The organism is Bacteroidota bacterium (genome assembly GCA_017303905.1).
Taxonomy (GTDB): domain Bacteria; phylum Bacteroidota; class Bacteroidia; order B-17B0; family Aurantibacillaceae; genus JAHEYG01.
Map to the genome: position 1 here is coordinate 43004 of JAFLBH010000002.1, position 21454 is coordinate 64457.

Here is a 21454-nt window from a genome sequence, read left to right on the forward strand (position 1 = left end):
TTCAGATATACGGATATTCGTATATCTGAATATGTATAAACTATGAGAAAAAAAGAACACGACTTAGTATTGATATCGGAGTCATTGAAAGCAATGGCACACCCTGATAGAATTAGTATTTTAACTCTTCTTGGTCAAAAAAAAGAAATTAAGTTTTCGGTTAGTCAGATTTGTGACCAGTTAAAATTAAATCAGCCTGAAGTGTCAAGGCATCTTTCAATATTAAAAAATAAAGGGATTTTAATGTTTGAAAGAGTTGGTTCGCACATTTACTACTCACTAAACAAAAATAATTTGGTTTTTAACTGTATCGAAAAATTGCTCCACAAGAAATGAAGAATAAGAAAAGCATATTTGTAACAAAAGCTTCAGGAGAAACAGCACCTTTTATTGAGGATAAGCTCCGCAATTCTTTGATACGGTCTGGAGCAAATGATAAACAAACTGATGAAATACTCAAAGAAGTTTCGAGTCAATTATATGAAGGAATTTCTACAAAAAAAATCTATCGTTTAGCATTTAATAAATTAAAAGATCGCTCTAAACATTTGGCTGCTCGATACCATTTGAAACAAGGCATAATGGAATTAGGCCCTTCCGGCTATCCATTTGAAAGATTCATTGGAGAAATACTAAAAGAGCAAGGCTACTCGGTAAAAGTTGGTGAGATTGTAAAAGGTAAATGTGTCACTCACGAAGTAGATGTGATTGCATTGGCGGATCATCATCATTTTATGATAGAGTGTAAATACCATAATATGCAAGGGATTGTGTGTGATGTAAAAATACCTCTTTACATTCAATCTCGCTTTAAAGATGTAGAAGTTGAATGGCTAAAAATTCCCCAACACGATAAAAAAATCCATCAGGGATGGGTTGTAACAAATACAAAATTTAGCTCAGATGCCATACAATACGGAAACTGTGCCGGATTAAAACTTTTAGGATGGGATTACCCGATTAAAAACAGTCTTAAAGATATTATTGATGATTTAGGCTTATACCCTATTACCTGCCTTACTACGCTTACTCGCGCTGAAAAACAAAAGTTACTGGAAATGAAAATTGTACTCTGTACAGAAATTTGTGCCAATGAAAAACTTCTATATGATATTGGAATGAATGAAACTAAAGTTAAAAAGGTTTTAGAAGAGGGGCAGCAACTTTGCCATAAACTAATGAATAATGGCAAGCATTAAATTAAATATAAATCCACACGCTATTGAGCCGGAGGCAGTATTAACTGCCTTACATTCTGATGCTGCAAATGGCTTAACTTCAACAGAAGCACAAAAACGATTAAAGAATGGTGCAAATAAAATTGAAGCAAAAAAAGACAAAAGTATTTGGCTCATTTTCCTGAGTCAATTTAAAAGTCCTATAGTATGGCTTCTTGTTTTCGCAGCAGGATTGTCTTTTTATTTTGGTGAGTTATTAGATGGCATCGCTATTCTTATTGTAATACTAATCAATGCACTTATAGGCTTTTACATGGAGTACCAAGCAGAACGCTCTATGAATGCCTTAAAGAAATTATCTGCTGTTCCTGCCAAAGTAATGCGCAATGGAAAGTTAGAAGAAATAAATGCGGAGGAAATTGTTCCGGGAGATATAATTTATATTGAGGCAGGAGACATGATTCCTGCCGATGGAAGAATTTTTAAAGCTTCTCAAGTCCAAATTGATGAATCAGCTTTAACAGGAGAATCGCTTCCTGTAGAGAAACAAACCGATAAATTGCATGGGGATACAACTCTTGCAGAGAGAACCAATATGTTGTATAAAGGCACTTTCTCAACAAAAGGGAATGGGTTTATGGTTGTAACAACTACAGGAATGGACACCGAGCTTGGTAATATCGCCCGAATGGTTCAATCAGCTGATCAGGCAGCCACTCCTTTAGAGAAAAAATTAGAAAATTTTAGCAAAAAACTTATTTGGATTACCGTGGGGTTGGTAGTTGTTATTTTTGTTGCCGGACTTTTGAATGGACAAAAATTCCTTGAAATGTTGGAGACCTCAATTGCACTTGCAGTTGCCGCTATACCTGAAGGCTTGCCCATTGTTGCTACAATGGCATTAGCACAAGGGATGATGAAAATGGCAAAATACAATGTAATTGTAAAAAAACTATCCGCAGTTGAAACGCTTGGCGGAACGAATGTAATATGCACAGATAAAACAGGCACACTTACTCAAAATAAAATAGAAGTAAATAAAATAGTTACGCCTGCTGATAATATTGAAGCGTTAGAAATTATTAATCGTATTGCTGTTTTATGTAATACTGCTGAATTACAAAACAGTAACGGTACTGTTAAAGAAATTGGAGATCCGCTTGAAACAGGGCTACTAAAATTTGCCGAAAAGAATTCCATAAATGTTCAAGGCTATAGGGCAAAATATCCAAAATTAAAAGAAGAACCATTTTCTTCGGAAACGAAAATAATGGCTACACTGCATAAAGATCAAAGCAATAATACCACCTATGCAAAAGGAGCCTCAGAAGAGTTGCTGTTGCGTTGTAATCGTATTTTAGAGAAGGATGGCATTAAAGAACTTAATACAGAAAACAGAACCCTTTGGATAAAAAAAGCGGAGGAGCTAGCAAACTCAGGATTGAGAGTGATTGCAGGTGCATATAATCCTTTGGCTTCTGCTGAAGGAGGCTTGTCTCTTAATCTTGTATTTGTTGGATTATTCGGAATGATAGATCCACCGAGAGAAGAAGTATTTGAAGCCATTAAAGAATGCAAAGGAGCAGGAATAAAAGTTATAATGATAACAGGTGATCATCCTGCAACTGCTAAAAATATTGCTGTTAAACTTGGCATTGCCGACAACGGCAATTTTAAAGCAATGATTGGTAAAGAAATGAAAGACTTTGAACATTTGACCGTCAATGAAAAATTGAGTTGGATGGACACGCAAGTGTTTGCAAGAGTTAGCCCAAAACAAAAATTGGATCTTGTAGCTGTTTTACAGGAAGGAAAAAACATTGTTGGAATGACAGGAGATGGTGTAAATGATGCCCCTGCTTTAAAAAAGGCAGATATAGGCATCGCAATGGGCTTAAGAGGTACGCAAGTCTCCCAGGAAGTAGCTGACATGGTATTGAAAGATGATTCCTTTTCATCAATAGTAATTGCCATTAAACAAGGGCGCATTATTTTTGAGAACATCCGAAAGTTCGTGATCTTTTTACTCTCATGTAATTTGAGTGAACTATTAGTAATTGCCACTGCTTCTGTATTTAATCTTCATTTTCAGCTATTCGCTCTTCAGATACTATTTATTAACATAATAACGGATGTTTTACCTGCACTTGCTTTGGGTGTTACCGAAGGGAGTAATGAAATAATGCAAAGACCACCACGGAACATGAATGAACCTATCATTGACAAAAAAAGGTGGATAGCCATTTTCTTTTATTCAATTATTATTGGAGCAGTTAGCGTTGGAGCAGTATTTTTTAGTCATTTTACAGTTCACAATACAGAAACTTGGAACCCGGAATTATGTAACAATATTTTATTTTTCTCACTTATATTTTCACAGTTACTTCATGTTTTCAATATGGGAAATGGTACATCTTTTTTCAATTCAGAAGTACTTAGGAATAAATATGTATGGGGTGCAATTGCTCTCTCTATAATAATTTTATTAGGCGTCTATGCAATTGAACCTGTTAGGAAAGTGCTATCAATTTATGAGATGTCAATTTATGATTGGCTTATTTCTATTGGAGCAAGTATAGTTTCCTTAATAGTAATTCAGATTGGTAAAAAATTAAAAATCGCACAACAATAAAAATAATAATAGAATGAAAATAATTTTGACGATTTTAATAGTGTTAATTATAGCAAGTCCTGCTTTCTGTCTGCACTACACACTAAACGAATCAATAAAAACTGACACTGTTAAAAATAGAAAAACAAGACATCACGAATGAGAAATGATTCTTAATGGATCACAGGAAGAGGTTTTTGCTTTTATGGATGATATTAGAAATACAGGTAAACACATGACAGAGAGCAGTGGAGCAATGGCAGGTAGTAAATTGAAAATCGAATGGCTCTCCGATCACAAAACAGGATTAGGCACTAAATATAGATGGACAGGAAAAGTTGTGGGAATGAAAATGGATTTTACTGTTGAAGTAAGCAAATGGATTGGGGGAAAAGAGAAAGTATGGGGTACTGTAGGAGATGCGAAAATGATAGTAATTGATTGGTTTGAAATGGATTTGACAATGACACCTGAAAAGGATGGGAAATCTAATGCCAAACTTGGTATTAATTACACTAAACACAAAGGACTTTTGGGTTTTCTATTTGGTAAATGGTACGCAAAGTGGTGTGTTAAAAGTATGTTAAAGGATACAAGAAAACATTTTGAAAACATAAATAAATTAAATTAACTATCATGAAAACAATAAACGTAATACTTATAAGTGCTATAATCATTATCTCCCATTGTGCTTTCTCACAAAAAGACAGTAGTGGGATTTATTTTACCGCTGATGATTACACGAAGCACAATTTAAGTTTTGCTATTAACTGCAAAACTCAAAAACATAAAATAAAATCTGATATGATTTTTCATCCAAAAGAGATTTCAATCAAACATGCCGATTCAACTTACACTTATCCTAAAGATTCTATTTACGGAATTAAATATTGTGATGGCTCAATTGTAAGGGTTTACAATAACTCAGAATATCCTTTAATTAATCCAAATGAAGCAATAATGATTTTTAAAGTAGTTTCAGGCTCCACCGGAAAAAGCGGTTCAACCGTAAAGACTACTTTTTATTTCAGCAAAGATGCCAAGAGTAATATTCAAGAACTTACAATTTACAATATTAAAGCTGCCTTTCCGGAAAATCATAAATTTCATGATCTCATAGACATGGATTTTCATAATAATATCGAATTAACGCAGTATGATGATTTTCATAAAATAATGAAGATTAACCGTGTACTACAAAACTCAATTGAAACTAAAGGCACTAATGAAAAAAGTCATCATTAATAATTCTACAAAGCAAACCAATTGGTATGTTATCACAGGTGGGCCAAGTTCAGGCAAAACCACTACAGTAAATATACTAAGAGAGCGAGGCTACATCACAACAATGGAGCATGCCCGACATTTTCTTGATACTCAACGATTAAAAGGAAGAACTATTGAAGAGGTTAGAAAAAATCAACGTGAATTTCAGTTGGGAGTTTTAGATATGCAAATCGAGCAAGAAAATGAAATCGCACCTGAGGTTCAGGTTTTTCTTGATCGTGCAATCCCTGATGCGCTTGCCTATTATCGCTTTTTAAATCTTGAGCCTGATTTAAAATTAATAGAGGCGCTGAAAAATGTTTATTATAAAAAAGTATTCATTCTCGAATGTCTACCATTAGTAAACGATTACGCGCGCAAAGAAAATGCTGAGGCTCAAAAGAAAATTCATTCGTTGATAACAGAAGTTTATGAGGCTCTTCCCTTTCCTGTTGTGCATGTACCGGTGTTACCAACGGATGAAAGAGTTGATTACATATTGAATAATTTATAGGAGGGAGATGATGGTAATCTATATTAAAAATATGGTTTGTGATCGCTGCAAAATGGCGGTGAAATTTGAGTTAACTAAACTTGGAATTAATACAACAAGTATTGACCTTGGTGAGATTACTATTGATAATGAATTAAGTGCCGATAAAAAGGAAGCACTATCAATAGCCTTAAAAGAAATTGGTTTTGAAATATTGGATGATTCTAAAGCCAAAACGATAGAAAAAATAAAAACAGAAATCATTTATCTAATTCATCACAATGATAATGATGTTCGTATCAATTATTCAAAATTTATTGAGGAAAAACTTAAACGTGATTATAACTATTTGAGTAATCTTTTTTCAGAGATTGAGGGAACTACTATTGAAAAGTATATTATTTTACAGAAGATAGAGAGAGTAAAGGAACTCCTTGTGTATAATCAGCTTTCCTTGAGTGAAATTGCTGACCAAATGGGGTATAGTAGTGTTGCTTATTTATCAGGGCAATTCAAAAAAGTAACAGGTCTAACCCCAAGTTACTTTAAAACTATTAAGGAAAACAAAAGAAAATCATTAGATAAAATTTAACCAGTAAATATCATAAACTAAAAAGAAAATATCATAATATTTATGTAAGCCAACCTGTCTACCTTTGAATAAAAAATAATAATAATGGAAACCTTAAAAAATACAATCGAAATTCCTCTTGTCGGTATGGATAGCGAGCATTGCGCTATGCTTATTGATGGTGGTTTATCTAAATTGGAAGGTATATCAAAGCATCGTGTAGACTTTAATAATAATAAGGCGGTTATTGAATTCAATTCTAAAAAGCCTGAATTCAGTTACATTGTAAAAACTGTCCGAGATTTAGGTTATGATGTAGAAAGTATTAAGAAAACTTTTCCAATCACAGGAATGACCTGTGCTTCTTGTGCGGTAAGTACCGAATCAATTTTGAAATCCTTAGATGGTGTAATTAGTGTAGCCTCCAACTTTGCAAATGCAAGCGCAACTGTCGAATTCATTCCTGATCTTGTAACTCTTTCTCAAATGAAAATCGCATTACAATCAATCGGTTATGACATGATAATTGATGAGGAAAATGCACACGACTTAAAGGAGAAAATTCATCAGAATCTTTATGTCGAATTACGAAATAAAACAATTTGGGCGGTAGCACTCTCTTTTCCTGTTGTCATTATTGGTATGTTCTTTATGGAAATGCCATACGCAAATCAAATAATGATGGTCTTAACAACTCCTGTTCTTTTTTGGTTTGGCAGGAACTTTTTTATTAATGCTTACAAGCAAATCAAGCACTTTAGTGCTAATATGGATACTTTGGTTGCATTAAGCACAGGGATAGCTTATTTGTTTAGTGCATTTAATACATTTTATCCTGAGTTTTGGCATAAGAGAGGCTTACATGCACATGTTTATTTTGAAGCAGCCTCAGTGGTAATAGCATTTATTTTATTAGGAAAGCTGTTAGAGGAAAAGGCAAAGTCTAACACGTCATCAGCCATTAAGAAATTAATAGGTTTACAACCTAAGACTGTTACAGTCATTCATGAAGGCGGTCATGAAATGGAAATGCCGATTTCAAAAGTACACATGAGTAATATTCTTCTGGTGAAACCCGGTGATAAAATTCCGGTAGATGGTGAAGTAATAGAAGGCGTATCCTTTGTTGATGAAAGCATGATCAGTGGAGAACCTATTCCTGTAGAAAAACGACAAGGCGACAAAGTTTTTACCGGTACATTAAATCAAAAAGGTAGTTTCAAAATTAAGGCACTTAAAGTTGGAAGCGAAACTGTTCTTGCTCAAATAATAAAAATGGTGCAGGAAGCACAGGGAAGTAAGGCCCCGGTTCAGAAACTTGTAGATAAAATTGCAGCGATATTTGTCCCCGTTGTAATAGCTCTTTCCATATTAAGTTTAATGGTTTGGTGGATTTTTGGTGGTGACAATGGGCTTACACAAGGATTACTTTCAATGGTAACCGTATTAGTAATTGCCTGTCCATGCGCATTAGGATTGGCAACTCCCACAGCTATTATGGTTGGGGTTGGAAAAGGTGCCGAGCATGGCATATTAATTAAAGATGCCGAAAGTCTTGAATTGGCAAAAAATGTTACTGCAATTATTTTAGACAAAACCGGAACTATAACAGAAGGGAAGCCCGAAGTAACTGATTTCATTATTTCGGATATAATAAGTGCAGATCAATCAAAACAAATCTTGATGGCCATTGAATCGCAATCTGCTCATCCGCTTGCCGAAGCTGTAAGTAAGTATTTGAAAAAGGATAATACAATTCCGATTCAATTAAATAGTATTGAGAATATTACTGGTAAAGGCGTTAAAGCAATTATAGATGGGCAAGCTTATTTTGTAGGGAACAAGGCTTTAATGAACGAAAATAATATTCAAATAAATTCCGCTGATTCTGAAAAAGCAGCTGCCCTGCAAAGCGAAGCTAAAACAGTAACTTTCTTTTCTGATTCAAAACAGGTTTTAATAGTGATAGCAATAGCGGATAAAGTAAAAGTTAATTCAGCCAAAGCTATAGAGCATTTGCAAAATCAGGGAATAGAAGTATACATGCTTACTGGCGACAATACACAAACAGCCTCTGCGGTAGCTAAACAAGTCGGATTAATAAATTACAAAGCGGAATTTCTACCCGCTCAAAAATCCGAGTTTATTAAAGAATTACAGGCTAAGGGAAAAGTTGTGGCAATGGTAGGTGATGGCATTAATGATTCTCAAGCTTTAGCACAATCAGATGTTAGTATTGCGATGGGTAAGGGCTCAGATATTGCTATTGATGTAGCCAAGATGACAATCATTTCTTCAGATCTTATGCTCATTCCGGAGGCGATCAAACTATCAAGGCTTACAGTAAAAACTATCAGGCAAAATTTATTTTGGGCATTTATCTATAACATCATAGGGATCCCAATTGCAGCCGGACTTCTGTATCCATTTAATGGATTTATTCTTAACCCAATGATTGCTGGTGCTGCAATGGCATTAAGTTCAGTTAGTGTTGTAAGCAATAGCTTATGGCTTAAATTAAAAACTATAAATTAAAAAAACATGGAAACTTTAAAATTCAAAACCAATATAAAATGTACAGGATGTGTTGCAAAAGTAACGCCCTTGCTTAATAACGAATCAGAGATTGAAAAGTGGGAAGTTGACATCTATAACCCTGAAAAAATTCTGACAGTTGAAACAACGCATATCGATGCACAGAAAGTAATCGAAACAATAGAAAAAGCCGGATTTAAAGCAGAAAAAATATGAAAAGAGTTCTTAAAAATATTTTGAGAATTATAAAGTGGATATTTGTCCCAAAAAAATCATGCTGTAAATAGCAAGTAGTACGTTTAAGAAATAAAGACAAAAGATGATAAGTAACTTCATAACATGGGCATTAAAAAACAGAATCATCGTTCTGCTAATTGCAGCGGGTGTGACTGTTTATGGGATAATTGCGGTTAAGAATACCCCTGTTGATGCTATTCCGGATTTATCCGAGAATCAGGTAATTATTTTTACTGAATGGATGGGCAGAAATCCGCAAATCATCGAAGACCAAATAACGTACCCTTTGGTAAGTAACCTACAAGGTATTCCTAAAGTAAAAAACATCAGAGCTAACAGCATGTTTGGAATGAGTTTCGTTTTTGTCATTTTTGATGATGACGCAGATATTTATTGGGCAAGGACAAGGGTTTTAGAAAGATTGAATTATGCCCAGCGTTTGTTGCCTGAAGGAATAACACCTACACTTGGGCCTGATGGAACCGGATTAGGACATGTTTATTGGTACACTTTAGATGCACCCGGATATGATTTAGGTGAATTACGGGCATTACAAGATTGGTATGTTCGCTTTGCATTACAAACAGTTGAAGGTGTGAGTGAAGTGTCTTCTTTCGGGGGATTTCAAAGACAATATCAAGTCGTTGCCGACCCAAATAAGCTAAGATACTATAATGTAACATTGATGGATCTTAATGAAAAAATTGCTGCAAATAACAACGATGTTGGAGGACGGAAATTTGAACAATCTGATATTGGTTATATCATAAAAGGTTCAGGCTATATCAAAAATATTAAGGAGATTGAAGAGATTCCTTTGAAAACTATTAATTCGACTCCAATACGAGTAAAAGATGTCGCTACTGTGCAAATGGGAGGCGATTTAAGATTAGGGATTATTGATGAGAACGGACAAGGAGAAAAAGTTGGTGGAATAGTAATTATGCGCTATGGAGAGAATGCAAAAGATGTCATTGACAGAATAAAAGAAAAGCTTCCCGAAATAGAAAAAGGTCTACCTGTCGGTGTAAAATTTAAAACAGCTTATGACAGGTCAGATTTAATTGAAGCTACAATAGCTACATTAAAAGAGGCAGTAATTGAAGAGATTATTGTAGTTGCAATCGTGTTACTAATATTTTTATTTCATGTAAGAAGCGCTTTGATAGTAATTATCACAATACCAATTTCTATTTTAATTTCATTTATTATGATGAGTTGGTTTGGGATAACATCTAATATTATGTCGCTGGCCGGTGTAGCGTTGGCGGTTGGTGACTTAGTGGATGCGGGTATTGTGATGGTAGAAAACGCATTAAAATCAATAAGTGGTGAAGACGATTAATTTGAGCAAAATAATTTAACTGATATGTTATCAAACGAAGAAAGAGAAAAGAAGATTGAAAATTCTTCTAAATTGATTGGAAAGGCAGTGTTCAATTCCATACTTGTCACTTTGGTGTCATTTAGCCCGATCCTTTTTTTAGAGGGGCAGGAACATAAACTATTTTCCCCACTTGTGTGGACAAAAACTTTCGCTATGATAGGATCTGCCTTCGTTGTAGTATTCCTTGTTCCTGTTCTTATGACTATGTTTTTAAAAGGAAATGTTAGGCCTGAAAGCAAACACCCTGTTTCACGCTTTTTCCTTTGGATGTATAATCCGCTAATACGGTGGTGTTTGAAATGGAAAAAGACTACTATCGGATTAAGTATTGCTTTGGTATTAGGAAGCGTTCCGCTTGTTTTAAACCTTGGTACGGAATTTATGCCTCCTTTAGATGAAGGTTCATTGTTATTCATGCCTGTTACATTGCCTGATGTTTCAAATTCTGAGGTAAAGAGAATTATGCAAGTACAGGATAAACTAATTATGACCGTGCCGGAGGTGCAAAATGTATTGGGAAAAGCAGGAAGAGCAAATACAGCAACAGACAATGCGCCAATAAGCATGATCGAAAGTATTATTCTGTTAAAGCCCCAAAAAGAATGGAGAGAAGGATTTACCAAGGATGATATAATTAATGACCTGAATTCGAAAATGCAAATTCCGGGCGTAATTAATGGCTGGACTCAACCAATCATTAACCGCATCAATATGCTTTCAACCGGAATCAGAACTGATGTTGGGGTGAAAATATATGGACAAAGTCTTGACACCATAAACAAACTTGCTCAAAAATTTAAAAAGGAATTAGAAGGAATTGATGGAGTTAAGGATTTATATGTTGATCCAATTGTAGGAGGTAAATATGTGGATATAAAAATCAAAAAAGATGAAATTGGTCGTTACGACCTAAGTGTAGATGATGTGAATATGTTTATTGAAACTGCATTAGGAGGAATGAATGTAACTACTACGGTTGAAGGAAGACAACGTTTTACTGTTAATGTAAGATTTGCACAGGATTTTAGGGACAAAATTGATAAACTAAAGAGACTACAGTTACAAACAATGGATTATGGGCCAATACCATTGTCTGCTGTTGCAGAAATTAAAATAAACGAAGGCCCGCCAATGATTACTTCTGAGAACGCTATGTTGCGAGGAACATTGTTATTCAACGTGAGAGATAGGGATTTAGGAAGTACGGTAAATGATGCTAAAAAGAAACTTGAAAGCGTGATAAAGAAATTGCCTAAAGGTTATTTCTTAACATGGAGTGGTCAGTATGAAAACCAAGTTCGGGCAAATGAGAGATTAACTATGATAATTCCTATAGTTCTTGTGATAATTATGGTCATACTTTATTTCACCTTCCATACTTTCAGAGAAGTTCTTATCGTTTTGTCAGCGGTTCCGGTTGCTTTGGTTGGTGGGGCGTATTCTTTGCATTTCTTTAATGTAAACTTCTCTGTGGCTGTTGCCGTAGGTTTTATTGCCTTGTTTGGTGTAGCGGTCGAAACAGGAGTGCTGATGTTGGTCTATATGAATAACTCAGTATTTAAGAAAGTAAAAAAGGTGAAATCGGAAAACAAAGAATTGACAAGCCAAGATGTTGAGGACGCTATTTACGATGGCGCAGCTTTACGACTACGCCCAAAACTTATGACAGTGTTAGTGGATATTATTGGTCTAATGCCGGTTTTACTTGCAACAGGAACAGGAAGCGATGTAATGAAGCCCATTACTATTCCGTTTGTATTTGGGTTGATTACCTCCACTTTATTTGTGCTAATTGTGTTACCAGTCCTTTATGCATTGGTAAGAGAATACGAGCTAAGAAAACACGGAAAATTAATTGTTCAGGAATTTGAAGATTAAAAATGATGAATACATATAAATATTTAATAAAAAGCATTCTACTGATTACAGTTTTTTTGCTTGACTCATCAAAAATGTTTTCACAGGTAATGTCACTTGAAAATGTCTTAAATGAGATTGAAAAAAATCAACCTGATTTGAAAAAATACGATGCAAAAATTAATGCGTATGACACTTATGCTACAGGCGCAAAGGCATTGGATGCACCACAGGTTGGCGCAGGTTTCTTTATGACTCCTTATAATCCTCAGATGTGGAAGGCTGACCCGGCAATGAACACAAACGGCATGGGGTCTTTTATGTTGTCAGCTCAACAAATGATCATGAATCCTAAAAAGTTAAATGCAAATTCAAATTACATGAAAAGCATGTCGGGTATTGAAAAGGAAATGAAAGGCTCGATGAAAAACGAACTCTTTTCTATGGCTAAAATGAGTTACAATGAGTGGGTCATTCTAAAAAGAAGGAGAGCCATACTTATGGAAAGTGAGAATATTTTAAAATACCTTATCGAGTCAACTGAGCTAAGATATAAATATGGAATGGATAAGCTCAACGCTTATTACAAAGCAAAGGGTATGTTAGGAGACGTTCAAACTATGATGGTAATGACAAATCAAGAAATCAATCAAAAAATGATTGAATTAAATACTTTAATGAATCGTGACAAAAAACTCTCTTTTGATGTAGATACTTTAATAAAGTTTAATGAATATGAAAACGTGTTGATTGATAGTGCTGCAATCATGTCGGCAAGGAGTGACTTCAAGATTCTTAAGCAAAACGAAAACCTATTACGAACTAAACAGACATTTGAAAACTCGAAAAGACTCCCGGACTTTGGTTTAAAATACGATCACATGCTTGCCTTTGGAAAGCAGCCACAGCAGTTCAGTTTAATGGCAATGGTAACAATACCTATCGCCCCTTGGTCATCTAAAATGTATAAGTCAACTGTGAAGGGTTTAAATTATGAGATCGAAGCTGCTAAATTTGAGCAGCAAGGTTTTGTAAATAATGTAAGTGGGACTATTGAAAATATCAAAGTAAAAATTAAGAATAAAAAACAACAGATTGAGCTTTTTGAAAAAGTTGTTATTCCATCTATGAAGAAAAATTACGAGACAACTTTGTTGGCATATGAGCAGAATACAGAAGAATTATTTATGGTACTGGACGCTTGGCAAAACTTAAAATTAATGCAATTAAACTATATTGACCAGCTAATGGAATTAGCTGAATTGCAAATTCAATACGAAAACCAACTTGAAATAAAATGATAATGCGTTTATTAAAAATATTATCTATCGTTCTAATTTTTAGTTCTTGCAATAGCACGAATGAGAAAGAACATAACGATATGAATGAACACCACAACAGTGAACATAAAAATCACGTTGCAACAAGCCAAGGCAAGAAGTACACTTGTCCTATGCATCCGGAAATTATAAAGGATGAACCGGGACAATGCCCCATTTGCAAAATGGATCTTGTTGAGAAAAAAGAAGAGGCTTCTTCAGATAAGAAATATACATGCCCTATGCATCCTGAAATTATTCAAGATAAAACTGGAATATGCCCAAAATGTAAAATGGATTTGGTTGAAATGAAAAATGAGGAAACCAAAGAAGAATATACAGAGTTAGACATTCTACTTAAACCTACTAATAGATATGTGGTCTCTCAGGTTAAAACGGTAAGTATGCAACAAAAGAAGATTCCTTTGTTGATTAACGCCACTGGAAAAGTCAGTTATGATACACGGGAAATTTCTACTATATCATCAAGAGTAGCGGGAAGGATTGAAAAATTGTACATCAAATACTTATACCAACCTTTAAGTAAAGGGCAAAAGCTAATGGATATTTATAGTAAGGAACTACTAACAGAACAAGAGAATTACATTTATCTTTTAAAAAATGATCCTGACAATACTGCTCTTATTAAAGCTGCTGAAGATCGTTTAGCACTTCAAGGATTAACAGCAGAGCAAATCAAGAAAATAAAAGGAGATAAAAAGGCAATAGAATATGTGACAATTTATAGCCCGTTTTCGGGACACTTGCATGATTTAATTGGAGAAAAAACAAATTCAGCAACAATGACTTCGATGAACGAACAAATACAACAAGAACTTTTGATTAAGGAAGGGATGTATGTTCAAAAAGGTCAAGCTGTTTTTAATGTGTACAGCACAAAAAAACTTTGGGTATTATTAAGTATTTATACTGACAATCAAAACATAGTTTCAAAAGGTCAGAATGTTTTGCTTACTGTTGACGGCAAACAATTATCCAATGGTAGTAAAATTGATTTTATAGAGCCTGAAATAAGAGCAGGACAAAATACTCTTACTGCAAGAGTTTACATTTCCAACCCAAACAATTCAATTGAAGTTGGTTCGAATGTAAAGGCAACTATTGACGCAGGAGAACTAACAGGACTCTTCATTCCTGTTAGTTCTATTGTTGATTTAGGCAATAATAAAGTGGTGTTTTTAAAGGAGAACAATTTGTTTAGGGCCTGCAAAATTCAAACTGGTGTGATTGCAGATGGCATGATTGAAGTTATTTCAGGAATTACAGAAAGGGACGTTATTGCTGAGAATGCTCAATTGTTAATGGACAGTGAAAGTTTTATTAAAAGTGAAAACTAGAAACATGAAAAATATTATCTCCTTAATTCTATTTACCTTACTACTGGGTGCTTGTACACAAAAGGAAGAAAAGGTGGAAAGTGACGTATATTATACCTGTTCAATGGATCCGCAGGTAATAGAATCCAAACCGGGAAATTGTCCCATTTGTAAGATGCCACTTACAAAAGTAAAGAAGGATCACTCCACACATGAGGGAGGATTGAATCTTAGTGATCAACAAATTCAATTAGGGAACATTAAAACCGATGTACTGACAGAACATGAATTAGGCGATGAAATTCAATTGACTGGAAGATTGACCATTGACCAAAATAAACAATGGTCTATAAGTTCAAGGGTAATGGGCAGAGTTGATAAACTATACATAAAGAACATAGGAGAACCGATAAAAGAAGGTGATGTGGTTTATGAAATATACAGTGAGGACTTAAATTTAGCTGCACGGGAGTACAAATTAGCTTTAGATAAAAAACGTTCACTCAAAACTGAATCGTTTGATATTGACAAAATAATACAAAGTGCAAAAAACAAATTGAAGCTCTATGGTTTAACAGATAAACAAATAGAAAAACTAAATGATACCGATTTGTCCAACGATCTTTTCAAAATTACAAGTAATGTTTCGGGGATTGTTTCTTCTGTGGATATTAAAGAAGGAGACTATGTGATGGAAGGAGGCAGTATCTACCATGTAGCTGATTATGGAAATCTTTGGGCAGAAGCACAGGTTTTTATTGATGATCTATCTAAGGTTAAAGAAGGGATGAATGCTACACTTCGTTTTCCTGGATTAACCGAAAAAAAAGTTGAAAGTAAAATAACATTTATGAATCCGGAATTAGGTTCAGGAACTCAAATTAATTTAGTGAGAGTTGAAGTTCCCAATCTTGACAATCGTCTGAAAGTTGGAATGCAAGTAGATTTTTCGATTTTACTGAATACCAAATCTGTATTAGCTCTACCAACCGATGCGGTTTTATTAGAAGGCAAAGGAGCTTCCGTTTGGGTAAAAAAAGGCCATAACAAATTTGAAAGTGTTATGGTGCATACTGGGCTTGAAACAAACGAATACACACAAATTCTGCACGGATTGAAGAAAGGAGATACGATAGTTGTATCGGGCGCATATCTATTAAATAGCGAATACATGTTCAAAAAAGGTGCTAATCCGATGGAAGGACATGATATGAGCAAAATGTAAAAAGGACGCAATATGAGCATAATACCATTTGTAGTAGAAGAATATCTTTATTCTTTAAAGCGAAAAAAGAAAGATGTAATTGCTGAAATAAAAGTATGGGGGAATTGTGGTAAATGTAAAACCCGGATTGAAAAAGCAGCAAAAGTCAAAGGGGTCAAAAAAGCTTTTTGGAATATGGAAACCAAGATGCTTGAATTGACCTATAATCCTAAAACTGTTTCATTGGAAAAGATTCATGAGAAACTTGCCTTGGCTGGACATGATACTGAAAACATATATGCTCCCAAAGTCAAATACATTAAGCTACCAGATTGTTGTAAATATATTAGGGAAAAATAAAACATGAAATTACTCAGTAACATAGATAAATTTGGAACACTTGGGCTTTTCCTAACGGCTATATTCTCTCCTTGTTGTTTCCCACTTTTTGCCTTTGGGGCATCTGCTCTTGGACTTGGTAGCTTTGAATTATTTGGCGGATGGACGATGTGGGTTTTTCAGATTATGGCAGTAATATCAATTATTGGACTTTATGTTAGTTATCGTTCGCATAAAAATATAATGCCGACTATCATTTCTGTTATTTCAGGAGGCCTTATTATTTTTTCATACAACTTTTATGACAGCGACCATTGGACAATATTACTTTATATTGGTATGTTTGGGCTTTTGTTTGCAACGGGACTTAACTACTATATAAATAAAAAACATATGACCTGTAAAACCTGTACAACATACAATGGTAAGACAGTTGAATTAAATTCAACATTGACTTGCCCAAATTGTGGACACAAAAAAGAAGAAATCATGCCTACAGATGCCTGCGTTTACTTTTACGAATGCGAAAAATGTAAATCTGTACTAAAGCCTTTAAAAGGAGATTGTTGCGTTTATTGCAGTTACGGGTCGGAAAAATGTCCGCCGATTCAGGCAGGAGATAAATGTTGTTAATTACGGTAAAATTACCGTAAAATACGATAACAGTCCTTATTTCTGACCAACCCTAAACACCTTGCAGAAGTGGCTTACAGCCCTTAAATCGGCTAAAAATCGCTGAATTTGGGCTTCTTTCGATTCTTCGGAGTTTTCGTTGGTTATTTGGTTCGAACAGGGTAAATTTGAGCCCGCAGAAAAACTAAAAAGGCGCCTTTACGGTGCCTTTTTAGTTTTATGCAGATTTAAGTCATGATTTTACATTTTGACTAAAGTGAGAATAGAAAGTTATTCCGGCTGAATTTTCCTATAAAGAATATGAGTTTATTTACGGTCTGTAAAGTTTGTTTGTCTTAACTTTTCTTCCAATTCAATCGCTTTTGGAAATAGCACATTATTTTCAAGGTGAATGTGAAGATGTAAATCATTTACAAACTCTTTTAACATGGCAAAAGTTACTTTATAAGTATTACAAGCGTCTGGGGGTGGCGTGAAATTATTTGTGAGTTGCGTGATTTTTTCGAATCGTTCTCCTTCAATGGTATGGTCATGCTTCATAACATCAACCGGATTTTGAATACTACCGAAAGCTTGTTTGCCCAAACTACTTGTTTGTTTGTTCTGAACTAAGGCTAATCTTTTTACAAATGGAAAAAGAATAAGTTCTTCTTTCTTCATATGTACAGCCAAGTCCCAAGCCGATTCGCCAAAGAGCTCATTAATCGTATGGAGTTCCGGGTGTTTATGACCGTGAACCTGACAAATTTTATTAAGATATTGTTTTATTAATGGTGTTTTTTCTTCCACATATTTGTGGTGTTTGTTTTCAATGTGTTCTGCTAGTCTGGAAGGTTCCCAAGAGTTGTAGTCTTCATTGGTATTATTTTCATTTTTTAATAAGGTTACTTTATTTAAATCGTGTATAAGTAAAGTTTTACTTATGCTCTTTTCGTCACAGGCTTCATCAATTGTTTTATTACCCTTGCAACAAAAATCAATTCCGAAAGATTCAAAAACGGCTGCTGTTTTATAATTATCGGCTACTATTTGTCCGATTGTTTTTTCAATTGTTTCCATATTTTTTTATTTAAATTGTTGCAAACTAAATACGAATAAGAACATTACTTTTATGATTTCTGCAATTACATAATAGAGGTGTAATGGAGATGAAGGCACATCAATACCTTGAATGTGCATTTCTGCACGTTGGTCGAGTGCAGGTAATAGCCAGATTGATTGTATACACAGAATAATTAGAGGAACATAGAACAGCATGGCATCAGAATCTCTAAATGATTTTTCTGATAAGAAATAACCTGCAATAATTGCAAGTGCTAAAATCCATTCTACTTTGTTTAGCGCATTAAACACCAATCGGCCAATACCTAAACCTATTTGCAGATTTACGCCGGGAGCCCTGAACTTTATCCAGGCTTCCATGAAACTAATGGCTCCAACAAATCCTATCCATAAATAGGCGGCTGCCAAAATAATAGGGGCTTTTACAATAATATTCATAGCGGTTTTAGTTGAGGGTTGTTTTTATAATGTTCAATTTTTAGCTCAAACATCTCAGCCATTTTTTCTGCCCGCCATTTTGCTTCATTGGCTTTTGGACCTGAAAAATTTTCATCTATGGTTTTAAAAAATAACTCTAACCATACACCGAAGTGAAGATTGCTTATTGGCATCTTTGCATGCGGTAAAAACGGACTGCCCGAATAAGTATGCTCATCTAACAACACAGTCTGCCAAAAACGATACATTTTATCAAGATGTGTGGGCCATCGGTCTTTAATGATGTTTTCAAAAATGGGCGACAATAATTCATTTTCTCTTACTTTTCCGTAAAACGAATCAACAAGTAATTTGATGTCATTTATGTTGGTTATGTCGCCCATGTTTTTAAATATTCGTTAAAATGAAGAGTGAGTTAGCGAAAATGCTTAAGTAGAACGAAGCCAAGCACCATTTGCCCGGACCTTGTGCAATAAATATTGCATTGCATGCCATTGTAATTACCGCACACAAAACAAGTAAAATATCGCTTGCTTTATTTTGTAAAATATAAAGACAAGCTATAGAACCTAAACAGCTTTGAGCGGTCATGTACATGGCCATCCAACCGAATCGGCTTTTTTCAAATTTCTCCGCTTGTTTATTAAACCAACCATCGATGCCGATGGTATTTAGTTGTGATTTAGGCTTTGTAGCCACTTGTGCTTTTGTTGTATTCATGATTTTACGTTTTTAATTAATATAAAAAGACCTTTATATCCTTTATTTATTCAAATTTTTTTATCGATGTAAAAATGTTAAGCCCTTTTCAAGCTCTTTTGATAGTTCATAAATGCTTGTCGTTTCAAGCATATGTCTTAATTCATCACGCACTTTTTTAAATTTATGATGAACAGGGCAGGGGCGTTTTTCAGAGCATTCTTTAAAACCTAAGCCGCAACCTTTATAAATACTATCACCGTCGATAGCCAACACAATTTTACCTATTTTTAATTGGTGCGCCTTTTTCTTTTCTATACTAAATCCACCACTTGGACCTTTTACAGAATCAATTATTTCTGCGCGGCTTAATTGTTGTAAGATTTTTGCTGTAAAAGCCTCCGGTGAATCTATCGCAGCTGCAATTTCCTTAAGGCTAACTCTTTTTCCTAGATTAGATTGCTCGGCAACATAAATCGTGGCTCTAATGGCATATTCGCAGGCTTTTGAAAACATTATCTATTTGTTTACACAAATGTAATGTGTTTTTATAATTCGGACAAAAATATCCTTTATTTATTTGTTAAATTGTGTGCATAATGACAAAAATCACTTTTAAGGGGTAACAACCCCGCTGTATTTTTTTAGATAAACCTTTACTGTACCTACTACAATCGGTGTTTCTACTTTTATAGGTAATCTCCTGTCATCGTCTGTTACCCAAACCGTCATTTCATCTCCTTCCTTAAAAATGGTTCCGGGGATTAAAGTGGGCTTAAACTTTATGCAATTAAATGTGCCCAGTTCGGTTTTTATAGTTTCTTTTCCTAAATAGGTAATCTTTTGTTTAAATACTTCGTTATCGAGTAAAATGCTAATTGGTATTTCATCTTTCACTTTAAAATTATTGTAGTCTAATGCCCGCGCGTAATAAATCATACTCATGGGGTCGAAGGTAAGGGACGTAATTTTTAATGTATCAATTTTTAAAGTGGGGCGCTTTTTACTTTTAATGTAACCAATGGCTTTGTTATTCCGTTGGTCAAAAGTTACATCGTTGTACACCCATTCGCCGCCATCGTTACTGTTTCTGATGTATTTAAATGGGCGAAGCGTAGCAGTATCATTAAAGGCTTCAAATTTATCGCGCACTTTGTAAAACCAATCCCAGTTTTTTTTACTCCAACCTTCACCGATAAAATGAAACAATGTTTTGTCTTTAACCGTTTCGTGTTTTACTGAAAAGTTCACATAGCCGGCATTCACCCAAATAACTCCCCAATTGTAAAATACATCGTACTCTAAAACTTCACCTCTGGTAAAGGCTTTAATTTTAGGACTGAGATTTTGGGCTTGAAATTTTTTAAATACAAGAAAGACGGTAAAAAATAAAAGAACATATTTTTTCCGACCTTTCATTTTTATTTAATAGTTTTTACCGGCTTAACATCTCCGAAAATAATCGACACGTTTTGTTTGTCTTTTATGAGTTCAACTTTTTCTTTTTCAATTTCTAACTGACGTAATTCTAAATAATCGCTGATGCTCATGCCCATTTGTTGTTTGTAAGCTTCGTCGGCTATGGCTTTGTTGATTTCTGCTTGCTTACGAGATAACTCAGCTTTTGCGCGCGCTTCTTGTGTTAAAATACTTTGATTTTGCGCAGCGGTTTTTTGTGTTTCCACTAATACTTCATCAGGCGGAGTAGCGGCACCAATGGTTACTTGCATAATTTCAACCGGAATCTTTATGGCCTTAAAATAAGTTTCCATGCTTTTATATAATTTTTCATCAATAGCTGTTAAGATTTCACGACTACTAATTAAATCTTGCATTTTGTATGCACTTACCACATCGCGTACCAATGATCTGAATTTAGGAGAAACATTGTGCTCATACCAATCCGACCCGAAATTTTTATATAAATCAGGTGTGCTGCCTTTATGTATACGCAATGTTAAATGCGTTTCGAAGTCTAAAGGAACATTATCATCAGAAATCAGATTTTCAAATTTCTCTGCATAGGCAACAGGCGTAATTTTAAAAATGACATCATCAGTAGTAGCGGCCACCATGATTCGCCCTGAACTTACGGGTGTTTCATCTACACCACCATGACCAAAGAAAAAAGGTTTCATAATTAATACCGCTTCTTCATCACCATTTACACTTACATAACTGCACGATGACATGCCAATGATGGTAACAATGAAAATTAATCCTCCAAATTTTAAGCCGCGTAATATTTTACTGCCGGTACTTGTGTTTCTGTTGTTAAATTGATTCAT

23 protein-coding genes are annotated in these 21454 nt (G+C 34.6%); 16 read left to right on the forward strand and 7 right to left on the reverse strand.

All coding sequences use genetic code 11. The annotated features are described in order from the left end of the window. The first annotated feature begins 42 nt into the window (after positions 1-42). The 16 genes from J0L69_07985 to J0L69_08060 all read left to right on the forward strand — a co-directional run bounded on the left by J0L69_07985 (position 43) and on the right by J0L69_08060 (position 16967). Positions 43-336 (forward strand): winged helix-turn-helix transcriptional regulator, encoded by a 294-nt coding sequence (locus J0L69_07985; GenBank protein MBN8693120.1) that lies wholly within the window; start codon positions 43-45, stop codon positions 334-336. Continuing rightward, positions 333-1199 carry a restriction endonuclease gene (locus J0L69_07990; protein ID MBN8693121.1) on the forward strand — a complete coding sequence of 289 codons (867 nt, stop codon included), beginning with the start codon at positions 333-335 and terminating at the stop codon, positions 1197-1199. Before J0L69_07985 ends, J0L69_07990 begins: the two co-directional genes overlap by 4 nt. Continuing rightward, complete coding sequence (locus tag J0L69_07995) at positions 1186-3810, forward strand: cation-translocating P-type ATPase (protein MBN8693122.1); 2625 nt, start codon at positions 1186-1188, stop codon at positions 3808-3810. The genes J0L69_07990 and J0L69_07995 overlap by 14 nt, the downstream gene beginning before the upstream one ends. Before the next feature lie 145 nt (positions 3811-3955). Beyond that, positions 3956-4420, forward strand: a complete 465-nt coding sequence (locus tag J0L69_08000; GenBank protein ID MBN8693123.1) for a hypothetical protein — start codon at positions 3956-3958, stop codon at positions 4418-4420. Between the two features lie 5 nt (positions 4421-4425). Beyond that, positions 4426-5034, forward strand: coding sequence for a hypothetical protein (locus tag J0L69_08005; protein ID MBN8693124.1), 609 nt, complete (start codon positions 4426-4428; stop codon positions 5032-5034). Continuing rightward, the gene (locus J0L69_08010) at positions 5015-5569 is read left to right on the forward strand and encodes an ATP-binding protein (GenBank protein ID MBN8693125.1); all 555 of its coding nucleotides are present in this window, start codon (positions 5015-5017) and stop codon (positions 5567-5569) included. The genes J0L69_08005 and J0L69_08010 overlap by 20 nt, the downstream gene beginning before the upstream one ends. A gap of 7 nt (positions 5570-5576) precedes the next feature. Continuing rightward, positions 5577-6140 carry a helix-turn-helix transcriptional regulator gene (locus J0L69_08015; protein ID MBN8693126.1) on the forward strand — a complete coding sequence of 188 codons (564 nt, stop codon included), beginning with the start codon at positions 5577-5579 and terminating at the stop codon, positions 6138-6140. An 84-nt stretch (positions 6141-6224) separates the two neighbouring features. Continuing rightward, positions 6225-8654, forward strand: a complete 2430-nt coding sequence (locus J0L69_08020) for a copper-translocating P-type ATPase (protein MBN8693127.1) — start codon at positions 6225-6227, stop codon at positions 8652-8654. A 6-nt stretch (positions 8655-8660) separates the two neighbouring features. Further along, positions 8661-8870, forward strand: coding sequence for a heavy-metal-associated domain-containing protein (locus tag J0L69_08025; protein MBN8693128.1), 210 nt, complete (start codon positions 8661-8663; stop codon positions 8868-8870). A 103-nt stretch (positions 8871-8973) separates the two neighbouring features. Further along, a complete protein-coding gene (locus J0L69_08030) occupies positions 8974-10236 on the forward strand; it encodes an efflux RND transporter permease subunit (protein MBN8693129.1) in 1263 nt (420 codons plus the stop codon). 24 nt (positions 10237-10260) lie between these two features. Next, complete coding sequence (locus J0L69_08035; GenBank protein MBN8693130.1) at positions 10261-12156, forward strand: efflux RND transporter permease subunit; 1896 nt, start codon at positions 10261-10263, stop codon at positions 12154-12156. An 89-nt stretch (positions 12157-12245) separates the two neighbouring features. Continuing rightward, positions 12246-13436: a TolC family protein gene (locus tag J0L69_08040; protein MBN8693131.1), complete on the forward strand. Its 1191-nt coding sequence runs from the start codon at positions 12246-12248 to the stop codon at positions 13434-13436. Further along, entirely contained in the window at positions 13433-14812 is a 1380-nt protein-coding gene (locus tag J0L69_08045; protein MBN8693132.1) for an efflux RND transporter periplasmic adaptor subunit, read from the forward strand. Before J0L69_08040 ends, J0L69_08045 begins: the two co-directional genes overlap by 4 nt. A 73-nt stretch (positions 14813-14885) precedes the next feature. Beyond that, positions 14886-16016 (forward strand): efflux RND transporter periplasmic adaptor subunit, encoded by a 1131-nt coding sequence (locus J0L69_08050; protein MBN8693133.1) that lies wholly within the window; start codon positions 14886-14888, stop codon positions 16014-16016. Positions 16017-16028: 12 nt separating this feature from the next. Further along, positions 16029-16355 carry a cation transporter gene (locus J0L69_08055; protein ID MBN8693134.1) on the forward strand — a complete coding sequence of 109 codons (327 nt, stop codon included), beginning with the start codon at positions 16029-16031 and terminating at the stop codon, positions 16353-16355. A 3-nt stretch (positions 16356-16358) separates the two neighbouring features. Further along, positions 16359-16967, forward strand: coding sequence for a MerC domain-containing protein (locus J0L69_08060; protein ID MBN8693135.1), 609 nt, complete (start codon positions 16359-16361; stop codon positions 16965-16967). Between the two features lie 306 nt (positions 16968-17273). On the opposite strand, the gene ric is transcribed toward J0L69_08060, so the two are convergent. From ric to J0L69_08095, 7 genes are all read right to left on the reverse strand, one after another. Further along, positions 17274-18026, reverse strand: coding sequence for an iron-sulfur cluster repair di-iron protein (ric, locus tag J0L69_08065; GenBank protein ID MBN8693136.1), 753 nt, complete (start codon positions 18024-18026; stop codon positions 17274-17276). A gap of 6 nt (positions 18027-18032) precedes the next feature. After that, positions 18033-18467 (reverse strand): hypothetical protein, encoded by a 435-nt coding sequence (locus tag J0L69_08070; GenBank protein MBN8693137.1) that lies wholly within the window; start codon positions 18465-18467, stop codon positions 18033-18035. After that, complete coding sequence (locus J0L69_08075) at positions 18464-18850, reverse strand: group III truncated hemoglobin (GenBank protein ID MBN8693138.1); 387 nt, start codon at positions 18848-18850, stop codon at positions 18464-18466. The genes J0L69_08070 and J0L69_08075 overlap by 4 nt, the downstream gene beginning before the upstream one ends. 4 nt (positions 18851-18854) lie before the next feature. Next, positions 18855-19187 carry a hypothetical protein gene (locus J0L69_08080; GenBank protein MBN8693139.1) on the reverse strand — a complete coding sequence of 111 codons (333 nt, stop codon included), beginning with the start codon at positions 19185-19187 and terminating at the stop codon, positions 18855-18857. 60 nt (positions 19188-19247) lie between these two features. Next, on the reverse strand, positions 19248-19682 hold the full coding sequence (locus tag J0L69_08085; protein MBN8693140.1) for an Rrf2 family transcriptional regulator: 435 nt from the start codon (positions 19680-19682) through the stop codon (positions 19248-19250). A gap of 99 nt (positions 19683-19781) precedes the next feature. Then, positions 19782-20585: a DUF3108 domain-containing protein gene (locus J0L69_08090; GenBank protein ID MBN8693141.1), complete on the reverse strand. Its 804-nt coding sequence runs from the start codon at positions 20583-20585 to the stop codon at positions 19782-19784. Positions 20586-20587: 2 nt separating this feature from the next. Continuing rightward, positions 20588-21454, reverse strand: a complete 867-nt coding sequence (locus J0L69_08095) for a hypothetical protein (protein ID MBN8693142.1) — start codon at positions 21452-21454, stop codon at positions 20588-20590.